At 60.0% G+C, this 20,155-nt stretch carries 18 protein-coding genes; 7 read left to right on the plus strand and 11 right to left on the minus strand.

What is annotated here, in order from left to right:
- Window positions 1–4: 4 nt before the first annotated feature.
- Window positions 5–1,039, plus strand: a complete 1,035-nt coding sequence (locus KI787_09050) for an ABC transporter ATP-binding protein (protein MBV6630098.1) — start codon at window positions 5–7, stop codon at window positions 1,037–1,039.
- Window positions 1,040–1,092: 53 nt separating this feature from the next.
- Here the strand turns inward: KI787_09050 and KI787_09055 are convergent, their stop codons facing one another.
- The 4 genes from KI787_09055 to KI787_09070 form a co-directional block, all read right to left on the minus strand.
- Window positions 1,093–2,091: an NAD-dependent epimerase/dehydratase family protein gene (locus tag KI787_09055; GenBank protein MBV6630099.1), complete on the minus strand. Its 999-nt coding sequence runs from the start codon at window positions 2,089–2,091 to the stop codon at window positions 1,093–1,095.
- Window positions 2,092–2,126: 35 nt separating this feature from the next.
- Window positions 2,127–2,672, minus strand: a complete 546-nt coding sequence (locus KI787_09060) for a hypothetical protein (protein MBV6630100.1) — start codon at window positions 2,670–2,672, stop codon at window positions 2,127–2,129.
- A 143-nt stretch (window positions 2,673–2,815) separates the two neighbouring features.
- A complete protein-coding gene (locus KI787_09065; GenBank protein MBV6630101.1) occupies window positions 2,816–3,064 on the minus strand; it encodes a hypothetical protein in 249 nt (82 codons plus the stop codon).
- A 114-nt stretch (window positions 3,065–3,178) separates the two neighbouring features.
- The gene (locus KI787_09070) at window positions 3,179–3,607 is read right to left on the minus strand and encodes a DUF393 domain-containing protein (protein MBV6630102.1); all 429 of its coding nucleotides are present in this window, start codon (window positions 3,605–3,607) and stop codon (window positions 3,179–3,181) included.
- Between the two features lie 241 nt (window positions 3,608–3,848).
- On the opposite strand from KI787_09070, the gene KI787_09075 reads away from it, so the two are divergent.
- The 4 genes from KI787_09075 to KI787_09090 all read left to right on the plus strand — a co-directional run bounded on the left by KI787_09075 (window position 3,849) and on the right by KI787_09090 (window position 8,157).
- Window positions 3,849–5,030 carry a response regulator gene (locus tag KI787_09075; GenBank protein ID MBV6630103.1) on the plus strand — a complete coding sequence of 394 codons (1,182 nt, stop codon included), beginning with the start codon at window positions 3,849–3,851 and terminating at the stop codon, window positions 5,028–5,030.
- Entirely contained in the window at window positions 5,027–6,355 is a 1,329-nt protein-coding gene (locus KI787_09080) for a response regulator (protein MBV6630104.1), read from the plus strand. Before KI787_09075 ends, KI787_09080 begins: the two co-directional genes overlap by 4 nt.
- Window positions 6,356–6,514: 159 nt before the next feature.
- Entirely contained in the window at window positions 6,515–7,063 is a 549-nt protein-coding gene (locus KI787_09085; GenBank protein ID MBV6630105.1) for a hypothetical protein, read from the plus strand.
- 122 nt (window positions 7,064–7,185) lie between these two features.
- A complete protein-coding gene (locus tag KI787_09090) occupies window positions 7,186–8,157 on the plus strand; it encodes a nitronate monooxygenase (GenBank protein ID MBV6630106.1) in 972 nt (323 codons plus the stop codon).
- Between the two features lie 39 nt (window positions 8,158–8,196).
- Here the strand turns inward: KI787_09090 and purU are convergent, their stop codons facing one another.
- On the minus strand, window positions 8,197–9,054 hold the full coding sequence (purU, locus tag KI787_09095; protein MBV6630107.1) for a formyltetrahydrofolate deformylase: 858 nt from the start codon (window positions 9,052–9,054) through the stop codon (window positions 8,197–8,199).
- Between the two features lie 224 nt (window positions 9,055–9,278).
- Here purU and KI787_09100 point away from each other — a divergent pair, with 224 nt between their 5' ends.
- On the plus strand, window positions 9,279–10,550 hold the full coding sequence (locus KI787_09100; protein ID MBV6630108.1) for an aminotransferase class I/II-fold pyridoxal phosphate-dependent enzyme: 1,272 nt from the start codon (window positions 9,279–9,281) through the stop codon (window positions 10,548–10,550).
- Between the two features lie 104 nt (window positions 10,551–10,654).
- Here the strand turns inward: KI787_09100 and KI787_09105 are convergent, their stop codons facing one another.
- Together KI787_09105 and KI787_09110 are read right to left on the minus strand one after the other, a co-directional pair.
- Window positions 10,655–11,134: a hypothetical protein gene (locus KI787_09105; GenBank protein ID MBV6630109.1), complete on the minus strand. Its 480-nt coding sequence runs from the start codon at window positions 11,132–11,134 to the stop codon at window positions 10,655–10,657.
- A 323-nt stretch (window positions 11,135–11,457) separates the two neighbouring features.
- Entirely contained in the window at window positions 11,458–13,269 is a 1,812-nt protein-coding gene (locus KI787_09110; protein ID MBV6630110.1) for a choice-of-anchor I family protein, read from the minus strand.
- Between the two features lie 252 nt (window positions 13,270–13,521).
- Here KI787_09110 and KI787_09115 point away from each other — a divergent pair, with 252 nt between their 5' ends.
- Window positions 13,522–14,091, plus strand: a complete 570-nt coding sequence (locus KI787_09115) for a thioesterase family protein (protein ID MBV6630111.1) — start codon at window positions 13,522–13,524, stop codon at window positions 14,089–14,091.
- Window positions 14,092–14,232: 141 nt separating this feature from the next.
- On the opposite strand, the gene KI787_09120 is transcribed toward KI787_09115, so the two are convergent.
- Genes KI787_09120 through lexA form a run of 4 tightly spaced genes read right to left on the minus strand, consistent with a single transcriptional unit; the run spans window position 14,233 to window position 20,048 of the window.
- Window positions 14,233–17,376 (minus strand): error-prone DNA polymerase, encoded by a 3,144-nt coding sequence (locus tag KI787_09120; GenBank protein ID MBV6630112.1) that lies wholly within the window; start codon window positions 17,374–17,376, stop codon window positions 14,233–14,235.
- Window positions 17,349–18,761 (minus strand): DNA polymerase Y family protein, encoded by a 1,413-nt coding sequence (locus KI787_09125; protein MBV6630113.1) that lies wholly within the window; start codon window positions 18,759–18,761, stop codon window positions 17,349–17,351. Before KI787_09125 ends, KI787_09120 begins: the two co-directional genes overlap by 28 nt.
- Complete coding sequence (gene imuA / locus KI787_09130; GenBank protein MBV6630114.1) at window positions 18,691–19,389, minus strand: translesion DNA synthesis-associated protein ImuA; 699 nt, start codon at window positions 19,387–19,389, stop codon at window positions 18,691–18,693. The genes KI787_09125 and imuA overlap by 71 nt, the downstream gene beginning before the upstream one ends.
- A complete protein-coding gene (gene lexA, locus KI787_09135; protein ID MBV6630115.1) occupies window positions 19,386–20,048 on the minus strand; it encodes a transcriptional repressor LexA in 663 nt (220 codons plus the stop codon). The genes imuA and lexA overlap by 4 nt, the downstream gene beginning before the upstream one ends.
- Between the last annotated feature and the right edge of the window lie 107 nt (window positions 20,049–20,155).

Here is a 20,155-nt window from a genome sequence, read left to right on the forward strand (position 1 = left end):
GCCTATGCAGCTACAGTGCAAAAACATCGACATCCATCATGCCGGACGGCCGATTCTCAGCGACATCAGTTTCACCTTGCCCAGTGGAAGCCTGGGTTGCCTGCTGGGGCCGTCTGGCTGTGGCAAGACCAGCTTATTGCGTGCCATTGCCGGCTTCCACGAACTAAGCCGCGGCGAAATCATCTTGGGTGAAGGTGTGATCAGCCGGCCTGGAATGACACTCGATCCCAGCCAAAGAGGCGTGGGGATGGTGTTCCAGGATCTGGCCCTGCTGCCTCATCTCAGCGTTGCGGGCAATGTTGGCTTTGGCTTGCACGACCGTCCGCGCGCGGAAGTTCAGCAACGCACGCAGCAAATGCTAGACCTCACAGGTCTACGCGGGCTAGGTGAACGCTATCCGCATCAGCTCTCTGGTGGTCAACAGCAACGCGTTGCGCTGGCACGCGCGCTGGCACCGCAGCCAGCCATGCTTTTGCTGGATGAGCCTTTTTCCAGTTTGGACTCCAGTTTGCGCCCCGTTTTAGCGCGCCAAGTTCGGGATATCGTCAGTCAAACGAAGACCACAGCCTTATTGGTCACCCATGACCAACATGAAGCCTTTGCCATGAGCCAGCATGTTGGCGTACTCGGCGGTGGAGTCTTACACCAGTGGAGCTCCGCCTACGATATTTATCACCGACCGGCCAACCAATTCGTCGCCGAGTTCGTGGGCGACGGCGTATGGCTCAAAGGCCAGCTCGATGCAGCCGGGCGTGTCCATACAGCCATCGGTGAACTGCCGGCCGTATGCCCTTTGCCCCCCAGTCAAGGGGAAGTGATGGTGCTGTTACGACCGGATGACATTCAACATGATGACCACAGCCCGCTCAAAGCACGCATCGTCGACGCCAGCTTCCGCGGCGCCAACATCCTATTCGAGCTGGAGATAGCCGACGGGCAAAGGCTGAAAACCCTGACACCCAGCCACCATAACCATCAGGTCGGGCAGGACCTGGGCATCCGGGTTGCAATGGACCACGTGATTGCTTTTCCAGCCTAAGCCCTCCGCAGCACTCACCCGCTAGCATGACCGACCAGGCCACCCCAGCAGGCTTAATCCAAGTAGCCTTCGGCGGAGAACCAGTCTAGGGCCCGATTCACGGTGCTCGCTAAGTCTAGCTGCGCGCTAAACCCCAGCTCTTCACGGGCTTTACTGCCGTCCAAATGTTGTCCTGCGCTCATCACAGCGAGTGCTGTTGGGGTGATCTTGGGAAATGGCCCGCCCCGCCTATAACGCAGGCTTTGCCAGGCGCCGAGTAAACGGGCCAGAGCAAGCGGCACTTTTTTGGGTGGACTCCGCTTCGCCCAAGCCGAGGCTAAGGCCACAACTTCATCCATATCAGTATTGTGGCCGGTGAGCAGGTAACGCTGGCCACTCCGCCCGCGTTCAGCCACGGCCAGAATGCCACGACCGGCATCGCTGGCGGCAATGACGTTGCGCTGGCCCGCCACGTAGCCTGGTAAATCACCACGGGCGACACCAAGCAATAATTGCCCGGTGCTGGGCCCGTAGTCATATTCCCCAAAGGTCATCGAGGGAATCGCGATACTTAAGGGCAAACCCTTATGCGCCTGTTCCAACGCCAACTCATCTAAGGCCCACTTCACTTGGATGTAGGGGTTCTTGTTGGCAGGTGGACCGGAATAGCGCAAGTCCGCATGCGCAAGCTGGCCCGCCCCGGCCATTGGCAATGCGATAGCAGCCCCGAGGTACACCACTTTACGCAGCGTGGGTACCTGAGCACAGGCCTTGTAGAAGCTCTGCATTTGCTGTGTGGCTTGCAGAACATCCTCCTGCCAGGGACGAATATCGCGTGGATAGAAGCCTGCGCATTGAATAACCGCTTCGACATCCTGCAGAGCATCTGGCCAGGATTCAGGCTGGTCGAGATCCGCAATGCGCTGCTGCGCTTTCAAGCCATGCAGACGCTCAGAACTAGGCCCGCCGCGGTGAATCAATATCAGTTCGTGCGCACTGGCCGCGATGGCATCGGCCACATGGCGGCCCAGCATGCCGGTCGCGCCGACGACAGCAATTCGCATAAGGTTCACGCAAAGGTCTCAGCGTGCAGTGTAGATCAGGGAGCTCAAATCACGATATTCAACTGAGACTCCCCCGCTCTATCGTCAGCGGCCAACTCGAATTGTGCCGTCAACTCGCGACGCTGAGCTTCGCTGGCGATGCGGCGATCTGCAGGCGAGGGCTCCATGGGAGCGAGAGCTGCCGCCTGCACAATTTGCATCTTCTCAATGGTGGCTGCGGGGTCATTCGGAACCGGAGCGGTATCGATGTCCACCTTGCCGCCAATAGCGTAGTAAACGCCATCTGGACCGCGCTCGAAGGTATAAACCGGATTACCCGCATAGCGCCCGCCTACGCTGGCATGCGCCTGTTCATGGGCGCGCACCTCGCGGTCAATCGCCCGTAGGCTTTGAATTTGCGCTTGCTCCTGCCGCTGTTGCTGAGCCTCAGTTGTGGCGTCACCTTGGTCAGCCGATACATCAGGCACCTCGCTAGAGCGATCTTCCTGCTCGATAGTTGCAGCGGGCTGCGGCTGCGGCACGGCGGCCCTACTTAGAGTGGGTGCGACGACGCTAGCGACAGAAGCAGAACTCAGTGCGGACACGGCCATGCGCCCTCCTCCGAAGGCTAGTGCTCCTCAACAGGGTCTAGTGTCCCGCTCCTTGGCAAGGGAATAACCATTCCCGGCGGAGCGCGCCTTGTATCAGACGATTTGAGGGGCTCATATATGCAACGAACTTCTGTTAAGGGGCGCTAGGCATACACATCCAGGTTAGGACCACGTTCCGACGCCGGCGGCTGCTGCGACTCAGACTGGGCACCGCCCTGCTCACTGCTAGCCGAGCTCGCTGCCACGGTGGTTGCTGCAGAGTTTTCCAAGGGCGTGGTGGGCGTAGTTTGATCGGTTTGCACCGTATCTTGAGAGGGGTTCGCCACTTCGTTAATGCTGAGTGCCGGCCGCATGTAGGCCGAGGCTCCAGTGGCTGCTATCGCATCTGTCATTGTTGGCCTCCATCAAAGTTAGCTCCACTCATCAGGCTGCTCTTCGCGGCATCAAGAAAAGGTCAACCCAGTTGGGTACAACGAATGCACTGGGCAAACCTACCGCACTGCTCATCAGCCACTGCCCGTCTGGGGTGGGGATGTGTGGTGGAAGCGGTGTTGCTGTTCAACGCTGAGAGCAGCGCAATAGTCACTGCGGCCGAATAACTGGTAGCGGTAACGGCCAATGGCGTCATACACCACATTCCGTAGAATTCGCGGCACCCATACCAGTGGTGCCAAACCTCTCCACGGCCAGCGCAGATGGCGAACTATCCGTAGCGCCGCGTCCGAGCGCTCCCAGAGCTGCCCATCTTCAAGAACGTAAACTGAATCGAGATTCTGCGGGTCGCGTTGAAAAGGCCCAAGCAGCGCAGCTGCCTCTGAGCTTTGCAAGGGCATGAAATGGTAGTGCGGCCCTTGCTCATAACGCAGGATGAAACGTACCCAGGAATTGCAGAAGCTGCAGTATCCGTCATAAAGCACTAGAGGCGTTGGAGGCATAGTTTTCGTCCGTCATCGCTAGGCTCGGAGCTGGGCGCTTTGTGGGCCAGGCTTCCAGAACAGCCCACTCGCTCCGTACTCCGCAGCAGCGCGGTCATGGTCTTCGACAACAATCAAAACGGGGCTTAGGCGGGGCATCGTCAGGGGATGCCATTCAGAGTCTATACGTCTTTGGCCAGGGACAGCGGCGGGTAAATTGCATGACAGGCACGACCCTTCAATCCGTTCCCGTTCTGACCCTATGCCCGCCAATGACCGACCAGTAATTCTCTGCGTGGACGACGAGCCTGAGGTGCTATCAGGTCTGCGTTTAAACCTACGCAAGGATTATCAGGTCTTAGTCGCGCAGTCCGGACAGCAGGGCTTAGAGTTGCTGAGACAGAACCCGGACGTCGCCGTAGTCCTGTCCGACATGCGCATGCCCCAGATGGACGGAGCGGAGTTTTTAGCCAAAGCGCGCAAACAAGCTCCTTTGGCTATTCGTATGCTTCTAACCGGCTTTGCAGATACACAAGCTGCGGTGCGCGCTGTGAACCAAGGACACCTGTTCCGGTTCTTGACCAAGCCCTGCCCCCCTTCAGAATTACTCACGGTGATGCGCGCCGCAGCTGCGCAGCACCGGTTGATCAAGAATGAGTCCACGCTTCTGGATCAAACTCTCAGCGGGAGCATCAAAACGCTGTGCGACACCTTGGCCCTAGTCTTACCTGAGATCTATGGGGGCCTAAGTGGCATTCGCCGGGTCGCAGAGAGCCTTGGCAGCATCCTGGATATCCAACCGCTATGGCCCTTGCGCATTGCCTCAATGCTGGTGTTTACCGGTTATGTGAGCCTCCCCAAAGAAACAGCCATACGAGCTGCCGCAGGAGAGCCATTGGGTACGCACGAACAGCAGATGTTGCGCGGTATTCCTGCGCTCACCCAGCGCCTTCTTGCGCCAATTCCGCGTTTAGAAGATGTTTGCGACATCATTGCTGGCGCCCATGATGCACCGGCAGATAATAGCCCCGACATCAAGGATGCACAGGCGCAAATGCTGCATCAGTCAATTGGGGTGTTGAAACTCAGTTTGGATTACATCCGTCTGCGTAACCGTGACCTAGCACCGGCGCAGGCCCTCAAGCATCTAGACGAACACGCGCATTGTTATGACCAAAGCGCTATGGCCGCTCTACGTGAGTACATTCACAGCCATGGTGAAGATCAGGTCATCGAGATCCCCTTGAATGAGCTACGCCAAGGCATGGTTTTGGCCCGCGGGTTACGTACTGTCAAAGGCGTGTTGGTTGCGGCGCGTGAACATGAGGTAACACAGAGCCTGCTGGATAGACTGCAAAACTTCCCCGCAGAGAGCTTGGCGCAGCCCGTCCATGTTCATATACCCAGCACCTTGTTGACCTTAGCCAAGAGCGAAAAGCCGTGAATGCCTCCCGCGAGAGCATTGCACCGGCGGCTTTGGATGCGACTCTGCCGCAAACACCTGTGTGCATCCTGATCGTTGATGACGACCCGGACATAGTGCTATTCACGCAGGCCCTGGTTGACGATTTGCCTGCTGAAGCGCCGCAGATTGCCACGCTGGCAGCCGCTTCAGCGGAAGAGGCTTGGAGCATTTTGCAGCAACGCGACGATGTCGCCGTGGCCTTGCTGGATGTCATGATGGAAACGCCGCAAGCTGGACTGGAACTGGCGCGCCGCATTCGCGGCCAGCCCCGCTTGCGTTGCACCCGACTGATTCTGCGCACAGCGCGAACAGACGAAGTGCCACCCTTGCAAACTGTGACTCGCTTCGACATCGATGCCTACTGTGACAAGAACAACCCTGATCCAGTCGCCTTGCTCACCCCACTGGTCTCGGCTCTGCGAACCTACCAATTGCTGCAGACATTGGAACAGGAACGGGCCCAGCTACAACAGACGCTGGAGGAACGCGATGCTATGGAAATTCGGCTGCGTCAGGCGCAGAAGCTGGAGGCTGTGGGTCGATTAGGCGCGGGGATTGCCCATGAGATCAATACGCCCATCCAGTTTATTCAGGACAACATGCACTTCATCGCACAGAGCAGTGCAGAGCTCACTGAGCTGGTGGCAACACAGCAAGAGTTGCTCACCCAGGCTGTACACCAGACTTCCGCAGGCGCCCATCTGCTGGAATCTGCGCAGACGGCCTGCGCACAGGCCGATTTCGAGTTCGTCAAAGCAGAGCTACCTCTAGCCCTGCGCCGCAGTCAGGATGGCTTGGAACGTATCACCAAAATTGTGCGGGCCATGAAGGACTTCGCCCACCCAGGCCAGGAGCGGCCACAGCCCTGTGATGTGAACCGCATCATTGATAGCACCCTTACGGTTGCCCAGCGGGACTTGGCCCATTGTGATGTGCAGCGGGAGTTGGGCGAGCTTCCTCACATTGCCGTGCACGCTGGCGAGCTGGGTCAAGCGCTACTCAACATTTTGCTCAACGCCGGCCAAGCGCTCCAGGACCAAGCGCCCCCGCGCACCATCCATCTGCGTAGCTGGAGTTCGCCGGATGCCGTTCATATACAAATTTCGGATAACGGCCCTGGCATTCCGGAGCCTATCCGTGAGCGGATCTTCGACCCCTTCTTTACCACTAAAGATTTTGGTCAAGGCACCGGGCAAGGCTTATCCATCGCCCATAATGTGGTGGTGCAGCAACATCGTGGTCGTTTAGAACTCGACAGCACCCAGCAAGGCGCCTGCTTCACCATCTCCCTGCCTTGCAACTAGCGCTGGCGCGATAGTTCTCTAACCCGGCTTTGGTCCTCGGGCAAAGCAGACCGAGTGCGTACATTCCCGCATTGCCGCGCCGAGGCTTTGCTAGATAGTGTGGTCGCTGCGCGCTATCAGCATTGCTCAGCGCCGCCACCACGCCATCAGGAGCTCGCTATGCCCCGCACACTCTTTTGCTTAGTCGCGCTCAGCCTTGCCGCCGTTCTCAGCGGCTGCGGCCAAGACGCCACGCCATTACCAAAACAGGCACCCGCAAATGTACAGTCGCGCGTGGCTCAGATCGATGCTCGACGCGCAGTGATTGAGGAAATGCGCCTACAGCGGCATGAGCTGTCTGCCTCTGACTTACGGCCTAAGGTCGCGCAGAAGTGGAGCAAGCTTCATGTCTACACAGATGACGGCACGGTGTTGCGCATTAAATCCTACCCGCACGCGGGCATCAGCGAGCGCACTGAAGAGTTTTACTTCACCCAGGGGCAGTTAATCCTGGCGGTGATCGAAGATGAAGGCATCGACTCCAACGGCGACGAGGATGAAGATGTGGACAAGATGTACTACTTCGACGCGGAGCAGGTCATCTTTGAGCGACGCGATGATGATGAGGCCGAATATGGCAGCCTCGACACCGACGGTATGGAGTTGCTGCAGGAGGCGCGTGAATATCTTGAGCTATTCAAACGTCAGCGTAGTCAGCCGGAGCCCTAAGCTCAAACGCAGCCGTGGCGCCTTGCGCTGAGCTGGCGGAAATGTGGGGCAGACTATGGCTACACTACGGCGGGTCGCATAGGGCTGCGGCTGAGACATAAAACCATGGGGAGACATCCGTAATGAACCCGGCAACACAAACACTCACCTCACAACTCGGTATTGAAGTGCCAGTGATTTGTGGCCCCATGTATCCCGGCTCCAACCCCGAATTGGTGGCGGCAGTCTCTGCGGCGGGGGGTATGGGCGTGGTGCAACCCATTTCCATGACTCATATTTACAAGCATGACTTCCGCGCCGGCCTGCGGCTTATTAAAAATCTGACTGATAAGCCCTTTGGCGTGAACTTCACCCTGATGGATGGAGTGAAGGCTTATGAAAAACGCAATCGCGAGTGGATGCACATAGCCATCGAAGAAGGCGTGAAATTCTTTCTCACCTCTTTGGGCAACCCCAAGCCAATCGTCAGCATGGCGCATGAGCACGACATCGTGGTCTATCACGATGTGAGCACAGCGAACTTTGCCGATAAGGCCATCGCCGCTGGCGTGGATGGACTGAACTGCGTCAACAACCGGGCGGGCGGGCAAACCGGCCAAATCTCACCAGAGCAAATGCTCGACGAGCTCAAGGACTGTGGCCTTCCGCTGGTCTGCGCCGGGGGAGTGGGTGACGAAAATGACTTCCGGCGCATGTTGGCAGCAGGTTATGCAGGGGTACAGCTGGGGACGCGGTTTTTGGCGACGCAGGAATGCCAAATTCCTGATGACTACAAGCAGGCCATCGTGGACCATGGCGAAGAGGATATTGTCTGGACCAACAAATTGGCCGGCACCTTTTCCTCGGTAATTCGCACACCCGATTTGGAGAAGCTGGGCTTGCGCGTGGGGCCGCTGACTAGCCGGTTGTTACGCAACCGCAAAACCAAGAAAATCACGCGGATGATGTTGTTGCTGCGCTCCACCCAACGCTATAAGAAGGTGGCCTTGGACCCTGGCTACGCCCAGTACTGGCAGGCTGGCAAGGGTATTGGCCACATTACTGCAGTGGAGTCCGCCGGTGATGTGGTGCGGCGCTTCGCCCAAGCCGCCTGAGCCAGAGCGCTGTGTGAGCCAGCGGCGAGCAGGGGCGACTCACTCGAACACAATGGTTTTCTGGCCGTTCACGTGAATACGGTGCTCAACATACCAACGCACCGCCCGGGCTAGCACCCGGGTTTCCACTTCCCGCCCCATATTGACCATCTCTTGGGCTGAGTGCGTGTGATTCACCCGCACCACGTCTTGCTCAATGATTGGCCCCTCGTCCAGGTCGGTGGTGACAAAGTGTGCGGTTGCTCCAACCAGCTTCACCCCATGCTCATGGGCGCGATGATAGGGCTTGGCCCCTTTGAAGCTGGGAAGAAAGGAGTGGTGGATATTGATGCAGCGCCCTTCCAGCTGGCGGCAGAGGTTCTGCGACAAAATCTGCATGTAACGCGCCAGCACCAGCAGATCCACCTGCTGCTCGCGCATGAGCGCGATAATTTGCTCTTCCTGGGCCGCTTTGCTGTCTGCACTGAGGGGCAGGTGATAGAACGGCAAGCCGTACCACTGGGTGAGGTTGCCCAGGTCTTCGTGGTTGGAAATCACGCCCACGATATCGGTGTGCAGCAGCCCTGAACGCCAGCGATGCAGCAGGTCGTTTAGGCAATGGTCCTGTTTGGACACGGCAATCAAGCTGCGCAGCTTCTGCCCCAAATTGTGCAGCTTGTAATCCAGCTCAAACTTCGTGATCAGGCCATCCAGCGCCTGTTGCAGCTGTTCCACGGACAGAGTCTGTGGCGCCGCCAAGTGGATACGGACGAAAAACATGCCGGTGTCCGGATCGCCGTACTGCGCCGCATCGCGGATATCACAGCCCGCCTCAAATAGGCAGGATGAGACGGCCGCGATAATCCCCGGTCGATCCTGGCATTTGAAACTAAACACATAATCTTGGGCGGCGGACATGGCTCTCACGGCAGGCAGTGGTTAGCAAAGGCCGCATAGTGACATAGCCACCCCCATCCCTCACATGCACGCTGGCAACCTCGCTAAGCTAGATCCTGTGGGGCACGCTCAATGCGGACCCTGCCCGCCCGAGGAGTGCTATACCCATTGCATTCCCGGCTCACGCCAAACATTGCCTGGCGCGCTGCCTCAGCTGCGCCACACATCCACGAGGGGACACGGCCATGAAGTTAGAAACCATTGCATTGCATGAAGGTTATACGTCGGAGGAGACCACCAAGGCCGCAGCGGTGCCGATATACCAGACCACCTCCTACACCTTCGATGACACCCAGCATGGCGCGGATCTGTTCAATCTCGCCGTTCCGGGGAATATCTACACCCGCATCATGAATCCGACCACCGCGGTACTCGAAGCGCGTATTGCGGCCATGGAAGGTGGTGTGGGTGCACTGGCAGTGTCCTCGGGCATGGCAGCAATCACCTACGCGCTGCAATGCATCACGCAGGTGGGCGACAACATCGTCAGCACCAGCCAGCTTTACGGCGGCACCTACAATCTCTTCGCCCACTCCCTGCCCCGCCAAGGTGTGGAGGTGCGCATGGTGTCGCATAGCGATTTCGCCGGCTTTGAAGCCGCCATCGATGGCAACACCAAAGCTATTTTTTGCGAATCCATTGGCAACCCGGCCGGAAATGTGGTGGATATCCGCCGCCTGGCCGAGATCGCACACAAGCAGGGTGTACCGCTGATCGTCGACAACACCGTGGCCACGCCCTGCCTGTGTAAACCCTTCGATTTGGGTGCCGATATCGTGATCCACTCGCTGACCAAATACATCGGCGGGCATGGCACCTCCATCGGAGGCGTCATTGTGGATTCCGGAAAATTTGACTGGGTGGCGAATAAAGAGCGTTTTGCCGTACTCAATGAGCCCGACCCCTCCTACCACGGGGTGGTCTACACCGAAGCGCTAGGCGAGGCGGCCTACATCGGACGCTGCCGGGTGGTGCCGCTGCGCAATACTGGAGCCGCCATTTCCCCCATGAATGCCTTCTTGATTCTGCAGGGACTGGAAACTCTCAGTCTGCGAATGGAGCGCCACTGTGAGAATGCCCAAAAGCTAGCCGAGTATTTACAAAACCACCCCAAGGTCAACTGGGTCAACTATGCCGGCCTGCCCGACAGTCCCGACCATGCCACCTGCAAAGCCATCACCGGCGGCAAGGCCTCGGGTATTTTGAGCTTCGGCATACAAGGCGGCATGGAGGCCTGCGCACGCTTTATTGATGCCCTGCAAATGATTCTGCGGCTGGTCAATATCGGTGATGCGAAGTCTTTGGCCTGTCACCCCGCTTCAACAACGCACCGCCAGCTTAATCCTGAAGAGCTCGCCAAGGCGGGGGTGAGTGAAGACCTGGTTCGGATATCCGTAGGCATCGAACATATCGACGACATCATTGCTGATGTTTCCCAAGCCCTCGAGCAGGCCTAGAACAGACGGAAAGGCGCAGCCCTAATAGGCCCACTGGCAGCATCGGCGCCAGTGGGCCTCATAACACCAAACACCAACGTGGGCCACCGGGGCGTCAGGGCCTTCTAAGGCAACGGGCCTTGGTGTTGATGCGCGGTGGGCTGCGAGGCCAGCAAAAACTCGCGGCGCACGATGAAGGATTTGGCCCGTTCCAAGGACAAGGCAAAGCGTTCATACACTTCGAACACCGTATTTCGCTTACTGCAGGTGCCTAAAGAACAAGGCCCATTCACCAGTTTGCACGCTGTGCACAGCACGGCTTCCGCCAAGGTGATGCGCTGCTCAGGGCTGTGGCAAGACGCCAGGGCCTGAATTTGCGCATGAATATGCTCCAAGTCTTTTTCCGATAAACGTGGGTCCGCTTCGAGGGCACGCCAAAGTTCGATAGATTGCCCCAGCACATCCTCGGCGGCATTCCATAGCCGAGGGTCAGCAGGCTGCTGCTTAGGTCGAAGCGCATACCATATGACACCAGCCGCAAGCATGGCCGCGGTGGCCGCGAACAAGGCCAGAATTAACGCCATATTTTCAGAGGATATGTCCACAACACTCGCACATACCGCAACAAGTGAATGTAGGGGCAAGAATTGGGCCGCGCCCATCTTCACTGCCTACCAACACAGTAATCCGCGGGCTCTGCGGGTTGTCGTGTCTCAACGCAAAACAGTCACCTGGCTATGGACGCATCGAGACGCCCCTTTTATTCGTCTATGCCGCCGAACCACATGCGTTGCGGCTTCCATACCGATGATGGGTAACTGATAGCAAGGCGCAGTCAGCCTGCCGCTTTGGCCCAGGCGGCTCGCAGCACCGACCCAATTTCCATGCGCTGACCTTTGGCTGGGTCAGCGCATGGAGGCCAGGCTAATTACAGGACTGAAACGGAAAACACCGCCAAGGTGCCAGACACTTCATTACTCACCAGCAACAAGGGCTGCCCGGTTGGGCTGTCGGTGGCCGGAATAAACTTGATGTCTTCCGGGCCCAGATCGCCCACCGTTTCAATGTCATTTTCGGCATCAACTCTGAAATCGCGGGTGTTGATGTACTGCACGAAGCTGGCTGCATTGGGATTGGAGATGTTGTACACCATCACCCCACCGACCCGCTCCAGACCGATGAAGGCATAGGTGTTGCCATTGATCTCGGCAATCTCTACGGCTTCTGGTTCTGGTCCCTTATCGTCGGAGCGATCATCGCCTTCGTTGTCATCATTACTGGCATTGAAGTTTTCGCCGAGTTGGTTCGCGGTAATCACCTCGAAGTCGTTACCGCTGTCGAACACCGGCCGCAAACTGGCCACATCCCAAATGGTGAAGGAGCGCGCACCAAAGCTGTAGAGGTTTTCGTAGCTGCAGTCTGGACCGGGCTGACCCGTGGTTGCCAGGGTGGAGCAAGCCCCGGTCACGCCCAGATCGGTGATCACCTTGAGCCGACCGAGTTTGTCGTCATTGGCGAAATCCGCGCCCAATCTGGCGATGAGGTCTGGGTCAAAGCTGGCACCGGTGCCCGCAATATCGCCAATGCGGATTTCATCTAAATAGTGCAAACAATCGCCGTCGTCGAACTCAAAGCCGCCAGCAAGGGTGCAAGCCGCCGCATCGGCCTCGTCCGTTAGATATTCGCGTCCATCACCTTCATTGGCCGTCACTAAGTACAGGGCACCGTTCACGGCATAGGCATCAACGGCATCAGGCATGTAGGTTCCAAACACATCCCAGCTACGAATGTTCACCCCACCATCGCGATTACTGGCATCGATTTCATTGCCCGGAATGCCGTAGTTTTTGAAGCCTAAGCCATTGATGGAAAGCACTTCGGCACTGCTCACATCAATGACGGCCACGGCATTGTTTTCCTGCATCACGGCAAAGGCCTGCGATGAGTCCGGGGCAAAAGCGATGTACTCGGGCTCAAGATCTGCAGCGACGCTCGCCGCCTTCGCACTAATGCGCACAGGACCGGTCAAGGCTTTACTGCCACCTGCATTAAAGTCGGTGAAATCTGCCGTTTGGGCGCTCAGCCCCGTAAAGCCGTTGGATACATCAATCACGCTGATGCTGCCCTCAGGGTCGACACTATAGTCGTCATTGGGCTCGCCTTCGTTGGCGCAGAGCACGAAGTTTCCGTCCGGAGTGAAGCCCACCATATCGGGCAGGGCTCCCACCTCCACGGCCGACAAAAAGGTGCCATCGGTCTGGTAGAAGGCGATGAAGCCATTGTCCTGAGTGGTGTCTGCAGCCACAGCAACCGCCATGGTGTTGCCCGATACTGCCACGCTGTTCACGTCGCCCATCGTTACTCCGCTTACAGCGGCTTCCACATCGCCCGCCACATCAATGGAACCGGTGATCGATGGCATAGAGGGGGCGCTCAGGTCCACGATATCGATGGCACCGCTGCGGGCATTGACCACAAAAGCGCTGGAGGTCGCCGGATCATAGGCAACAATTTCCGCGGCCGACTCATCAAAGTTGGCCGGCAGCGCAGGCGTGCGGCCCAATAAGCCCAGAGAGATAGCGGCATTGGCATCGCGACCATCGGCGCCGGGAGCACCGGCCGCACCATCTGCGCCGGGAGTGCCAGCGGCCCCTGGTGCACCATCATCTCCATCACAAGCAACCAAGCTGGCCGCCATAGTGATGGCACCAACAAGAGCAAATACGGGCTTCAGTGTCATGGGGTCTCCCTCCCTCAGGCAAATCTAGTCAAGTTGAGTTGCTAAAGATGCGGTCGCTTTGTGACCAAATCTTGTCGGTTTTGTGACCTTACGATGACGCATCGGTGGCAAAGCTCCGAGGCTTGACCCCATCGCCAGAGCGCCACACAGCAAACCCTCATCGAGTTCAAGAAGCACCCCATGCCTGCCTCTTGCTCACTTCACATACCAGCTGGTATGTTAAAGCGCACCTGACTCATACGGAAAGAACATATGCCTTGGGCTCGGCTTGGCTACACGCTGGCGACTACATCTAGGCGCGGCGCTATCGGTATTGACGAAACCGGCCAATTAGCCGGGCGAGTGTTGCCCTCCGATTTGGACTTCAACCGCCACGTCAACAATGGGCGGTATTTGTCCTTGGCGGACTTAGGGCGTATCGACTGGTTTGTGCGTACGGGCATGCTGCGCACCGCATTGAAGAATCAGTGGCGGCCCATCATTGCCTCGGGAACCGTGCGCTACCACCGACCACTCAAGCTTTGGCAGCCCTATCGTTTAGACAGCTCCTTGGTGGCTTGGGGCGCACGCTGGGCCTTTATGGAGCATCGCTTCTTTGCCAATAACCGCGATGGTGAGGAGAAGCTCTTTGCAACGGTCGCCATTAAGGGCGCATTCCAAGGCCGTGAGGGCGTGATCGAACCCGCCAGGTTAATGGCCGCCATGGGCGAGCAGCATGATTCCCCGCCCATTCCTGCCTGGATTGATGATTGGCAGCAGGGTGAGAATCGCTGGAAAGCCATGGAAGAGGCTGTACCGCAACTTTCCGTTGGCGCTGGCTAAGCCTGAGGCGTCTTGAGAATATCGCTGGCCACTGGCCCGTGTTTATGCGAAGCCGCTACAGCCTTTTGAAGACCGGCTCTGCTGCGTTTTCCCGGGAATAGCATCGGGGTGAATACCCCTTCGCCCACAGCGGCCGCTCGATTAATGAAAATCCCGCGACACGGTGCGCAGCCGCCCTAGCAGATGATCCTGGGCCTGGAGTCGGTCCACGATGAGGTGGCGCACCCGGCCATCGCGCTCCATGTGGCCACTGGCCAGGAGCAATCGACCCTGTAGCACTTCGGCGCGATACTTCTCCAGCACCCGCGGCCAAACCACCAGATTGCTCACGCCGGTTTCATCTTCCAGGGTCAAAAACACCACGCCACTGGCGGTGCCGGGCCGTTGCCGATTGGTGACCAAGCCGGCCACCTGGCAGCGACGCTTGTGGGCCAGGTTTTCCCATTGGGCCATGGTGAGCAGCCGGCGTGGCAGGTGGGGCCGCAAAAGCTGCATGGGGTGCTGGCCCAGGGTCAACCCCAGACTGGCGTAATCGGCCAGGCAATCTTCACCAGCTGTGGGGGCCGGTAGTGCGGCGGCCTCCTCGGCTACGGCCGGCAGGCTGGGCTCATGATCCACTGCCGCCATCTGCCAATGCGCCTGGTGCCGATGTCCAGCCAGGCTACGCAGGGCCCCAGCCCGAGCCAGAGCTTGCCGATCGCGGGTTTGTAAAGCCGCCTTTTGTACCAACTCGGCCACGCTGCGGTAGGGCCGCTGCGCCGCCACACGCTGCGCGGCCTCGGCACCCAGTTGCTGGATCTGGTTCAGCCCCAGACGCAGAGCCGGAGGCGACGGCGCCTGCCCTGCCGGGCTGGCATCGACTTCCAGTTGGCTCTGGGCGCCAGAGGCGTTGACATCCACCGGCCGTACTTCCACGCCCATACGGCGAGCATCCTGCACCAGCTGCGAAGGCGAATAAAAACCCATGGGCTGGCTGTTGAGCAAAGCGGCATAAAAGGCCGCCGGATAATGGCATTTGAGCCAAGCCGACACATAGACCAAAGCGGCAAAGCTGGCAGCATGCGATTCGGGAAAACCGTATTCGCCAAAGCCCTGCACCTGCTGGAAGATGCGCTGGGCAAATTCCGGGGCATAACCATTGGCAGTCATACCCTGCTTGAGGCGTTGCTCGAACACCTCCAGCCCGCCCTTGCGCCGCCAGGCCGCCATGGAGCGGCGTACCTGGTCGGCTTCTCCGGCGGTAAAGCCAGCCGCAGCCATACAAATGGCCATGACCTGTTCCTGAAAGATGGGCACGCCCAGGGTGCGGCCCAGAATACGCTCCAGCCCCGGCGGACAATCCACGGCTTCTTCGCCGCGACGACGACGCAAGTAGGGGTGCACCATGCCGCCCTGAATCGGCCCTGGCCGCACAATGGCCACCTCGATGACCAAGTCATAAAAGGCCCGTGGTTTCAGCCGGGGCAGCATGGTCATCTGCGCCCGCGACTCCACCTGAAAAACACCGGTGGATTCGCCGCGCTGGAGCATGGCGTAGACCTTGGGGTCTTGGTCGGCCAGCACCTGGGCCAGATCCAGGTCGCGTTGATGGGCACCGCGCACCAGATCAAAAGCCTTGTGGATAGCGGTGAGCATGCCCAGGGCCAGACAATCCACCTTGAGCAAGCCCAAAGCATCTAGATCATCCTTGTCCCACTGAATGATCGTGCGCTCGGCCATGGCGGCATTCTCGATGGGCACCAGTTGGGACAGGGGCGCATCGCTGAGCACAAAGCCGCCCACATGCTGGGACAAATGCCGGGGAAAGCCGATGAGCTGCGGGAGTAGCTCAAATAACTTTTGCAGCACCGCTGAACTCGGGTCAAAACCCAGCTCCTGCAGACGTGCGAGCAGGCTCTCCGGCTGATCCCACCAGGCCAGGGCGCCGCTGAGCCGATCCAGTTGATCCCGGCTCAGCCCCAGAGCCCGTCCCAGGTCACGCAAAGCACTGCGTTTGCGATAACAAATCACGGTGGCAGCCAGGGCGGCCCGGTCCCGACCATATTTGCGGTAGATGTACTGAAAGACTTCCTCGCGCCGGGCATGCTCGAAGTCCACGTCAATATCCGGGGGCTCGTTGCGCTCCCGTGAAATAAAGCGTTCAAAAAGCAGCTCAGAGGTGGCCGGGTTCACGCAGGTAATGCCCAGGTAAAAGCACACCGCCGAGTTGGCGGCACTGCCCCGCCCCTGGCACAGAATGCCCTGGCTGCGGGCAAAGCGAACCAGGTCATGCACGGTGAGGAAGTAGGGCTCATAGCCCAACTCCTCAATCAGGCTAAGCTCCTGCTCTACCCGCTGGCGGATGGGCGCCGGCACCGCGCCGCTAAAGCGCTGAGCCAAGCCCTCTTCGGTGAGCTGGCGCAAATAGGCGCTGGCGGTCTGCCCGGCCGGCACCAACTCCGCTGGATACTGATAACGCAGGCTATCCAAAGAAAAGTCACAACGCCGGGCAATGCGCAGGCTTTCTTCCAGCAATTCTGGTGGATACAAGCGAGCCAGCCGGGCACGTTGCCGCAGGCTACGCTCGGCATTGGCCTGCAAGGCCCGGCCGCATTGGCGCAAGGGCTTGTTCAGCCGAGTCGCACTCAGGCAATCCTGCAAGGCCTTACGACTGCGCCGGTGCATCAACACCCCGGTCGCCGCCACGGCCGGCAAGCCATGACGCCAGGCCAGAGCCTGGGCCTGGCGCAGGCGCGCCTCATCGGCACCATCGCAGAGCTGCTCCACCGCCACCCAGGCCTGCCCTGGATAATGTATCGCCAGCCAAGCCGCCAGGTCTTCATCGGCATGCTGCGCAGGCTGATCCTGGTCCGGCTGGGCCGGCTTCAAACCCAGGGTTTGCGGCACCAGCAGGCATAAAGCCTGCGGTGCCAACTCCAGCACATCGGCTTGTGTCAGGCTGTAGGCGCCCTTCTCGGCCCGGCGTCGCCCCCGCGTAATCAAGCTGCTGATCTGCTGCCAGGCGGCGAGACTGGGCGCCAGCAGCACCAGGCAACCGCCGTCTTCGAGCTGGATTTCGCTGCCATGAATCAGCTGCATGCCCAGACTTTGGGCGCGCTGGTGCGCCCGCACCACGCCAGCCAAGCTGCATTCATCGGTGAGGGCCATGGCGGTATAACCCAGCCGATGAGCCTGCTCCACCAGCTCCTCCGGATGCGAGGCCCCGCGCAAGAAGCTGAAGTTCGACAGGGTGTAGAGCTGGGCATAAGCCGGGCTGCTCATGCGAAGACCCCATGCAGAAACCATTGCTCGGGTCGCTCATGCTCGCGATACACCCAGACCTGGCTGCCATCCTGCCGCCGAGCCTGGTGGTAATCCCGGCGCATGGGCGCGCCATCCCACCAGCCGGTTTCCACCCTTTCGGCCGGCCCCACCCAGGCCAACTCCGCTGCCGCCAAGGGGCGCGGTTGGGGCAGTAACCACAATGGGCGAGGATACGGCGGTGGCGGCGGCGCCTGGCTATGATCCAAAGGCTCGGCCTGCGTCCAGGCCCGCTCCGGCCGATGCTCATCCACCGCCTGCGGGCGGCCCAGGGCTTGTGGCCCCAGACGCGCTGCCAACCGTGCCCAGAGGGGGCTGCATTCGGCTACAGCATCCGCCGCTCCTGGCAACAAACTCTGCTGCGGAGCCTCCGGAGCACAGACCTCCACCACGCGCAGGCGCAGACTGCGCACCGCCGCCGGGAGCTGCTGCCGCTCCCATTGCAAAGCACTGACCTGCTCCAGCCAAGCGGGGTCGCGACTAGGCATCCCCGGCCAGGTTTCCCAGGCCAGCTCCCCGCCACCGGCCAGATCCGCCTCCCAGCGCAGGGCCCGCGCCAGCAGGTCCTGCGCCAACAGCCAGGCTTGCAGCTCATCCAGCAAGCCCTGACGCATGGGAGCCAGTTCCGCCAGAGTGGCAATTTCGGGCTCGAAGTGGCGCTGACCCAGCCATTCCGCTGGCGGGCAAAACCATACGCGCGGGTCGGGGGCCTGGCCCAGCAGCCGATCCAGGGCATTCACAAAGGCCACCCCACAACGGCGTTTCAGCCCAGCCCGCGGCAAAGCCAACACCTGTTGCAAGTGCTGCACGCCCGAGGCCTGTAGGGTCTGGGCAGCACGGCCATCCAGCAATTCCAGCGGCAAGGTCTGCAGCGCCTGCTCCCAGTCTGGATCGGGCGCTACCACCGAGCGCGGCCGCCAGCGGGCCAGCATTTCTGCCGCCAAGGGCGTCGGTGCCAGCGCCCATTGTCGGCGCCAGCCACGGGGCCATTGCTCCAGCAGGCGGCGCAGCAGGGGTTTCAAGCCCCCAAACAAGCGCAGGCTGCGGCCAATTTCCAGCACCACGGTGCCCGGCTCCACGGCGCTGACCTGGGCACTGCTGCCATAGGCCAGGCAGAGCAGGCGTAACTGCGCAGCCTCCAAAGCTTCAGGATCAGGCTCCAGGGCCTGCAAGCTGGGCAGCAAGGCGCGGGCAGCGGTCAGGGTCTGCCCCAAGGGAATGCCCGCAGCCAGCACCTGCGCATCGGCCTGCTGGATGCGCTGCCGCGCGTCGATCAGAACCTGTGGAGGAGCCTCGCCCTCAGGCGGCGGCCTGACCGCGGTCTGACAATCCAGCGCCAGCGCGGGTGCGTGCAGACAAAGCCACCACATCAGCCCGCTCCGGTTGCAGGCAAACCTGCTGTGGACGCAGCCCCCGGCCCTTGAACAAGTTCAGTTGCAAACCACCCTGCTGTTGCTGCAGAGCCAGCCTTAAACGGGCCGGACTGGCCTGTTGGGCGGTGCGCGCTGGGCGAAAGGCCAGCAGCAACACGCCTTGTTCTTCGGCAGCCAGGCTCAAGCGCCGCAACTGTGCCGGGTTGGCTTGCTCCAGCCAGGCCAGCAGCACCGGATAGGCCCCGGACTGAGCCACCGTCTCGGCGGCCCACAAGCGTTCTTCGGCTTTGGGCTGCACCCAGAGTTGCTGGCGCAGATCCAAACCCCATTGCTGTAAGGCCGGTGCATAGGGAATCAGCGGCGGCGCCAGCCAGCAGCAACGTCCGGCAGCACGCAGCAGCGGTTGGAACAAGCTGATTTCGCCAATCCCCGTCGTGGCCGGGAAGCATTCCACCAAGCCCTGCCGGGGCCAGCCGCCTCCGGGTAGCGCGGCATCCAGTGCGGCAAAGCCACTGTTCCACACTCCGCGCGGCATGGCCTGCGCCCGGGCCGCCGTCCACACCTGGCCTTGCTGAAGCAAGGGTTGCAGGGCCTCGGGCAGGTCCTCCGGACGCGGGCCGGTCATGGCTCAACACTCGCCGGCTCGGTGTTCCAGGGGCGAATCACCCCCACCGCCAAGCCCTCAATCGCCAGATGCTGACGCTGCGGGTCCACCACGATCACATCGAAATCGGGGTTATCCGGATGCAGCTCCACCCGGTCGGCCTGCGGCCGCCAGTATTTCACCGTGACCTCGTCATCCACCCGAATCACACCCATCTGCCCTGGGCGCAGTTGCTGGCTGCGGTGGACAGCCAGCAGGTCATCTTCATGAATACCGGCATCGCGCATGGACCAGCCCCGCACCCGCAGCAGGTAATCGGCCTGGGGCTGAAACAGCCGAGCATCGATGCGGTAATGGGTATCCACATGCTCTACAGCCAGCAAAGGTGAGCCGGCTGCAACCCGGCCAATCACCGGTAATTCCAGAAAGTCGGCGGGTTCGTCGGCGGGTAGCGGATCGCTCAGCCGAATCCCCCGCGCCACGCCCGGCCGCCAGTCCACATAACCCTTGCGCGCCAGCGCGCGCAGATGGTCTTTGGCGGCGGTTTGCGAAGCAAAGCCCAGCGCCTGGGCAATATCGGCCTGGGTGGGCGGCACCCCATGACGCTGCAGATGCTGGCGAATCATGTCCAGCACCTGAGTTTGCCGGGCAGTGAGGGAAGGACGTGCAGAATCATTCATAACTGTGATTATTCACAGTATTTGGATCACAGCAAGAGGGTGCCCTCCAGAAGCACGTCAGGTGGGTTCCGGGACAGAAGCGGCTCGCGCAAAACGCAAGCTGGGTG

Origin of the sequence: Oceanococcus sp. HetDA_MAG_MS8 (genome assembly GCA_019192445.1) — a bacterium.
Taxonomy (GTDB): Bacteria; Pseudomonadota; Gammaproteobacteria; order Nevskiales; family Oceanococcaceae; genus MS8.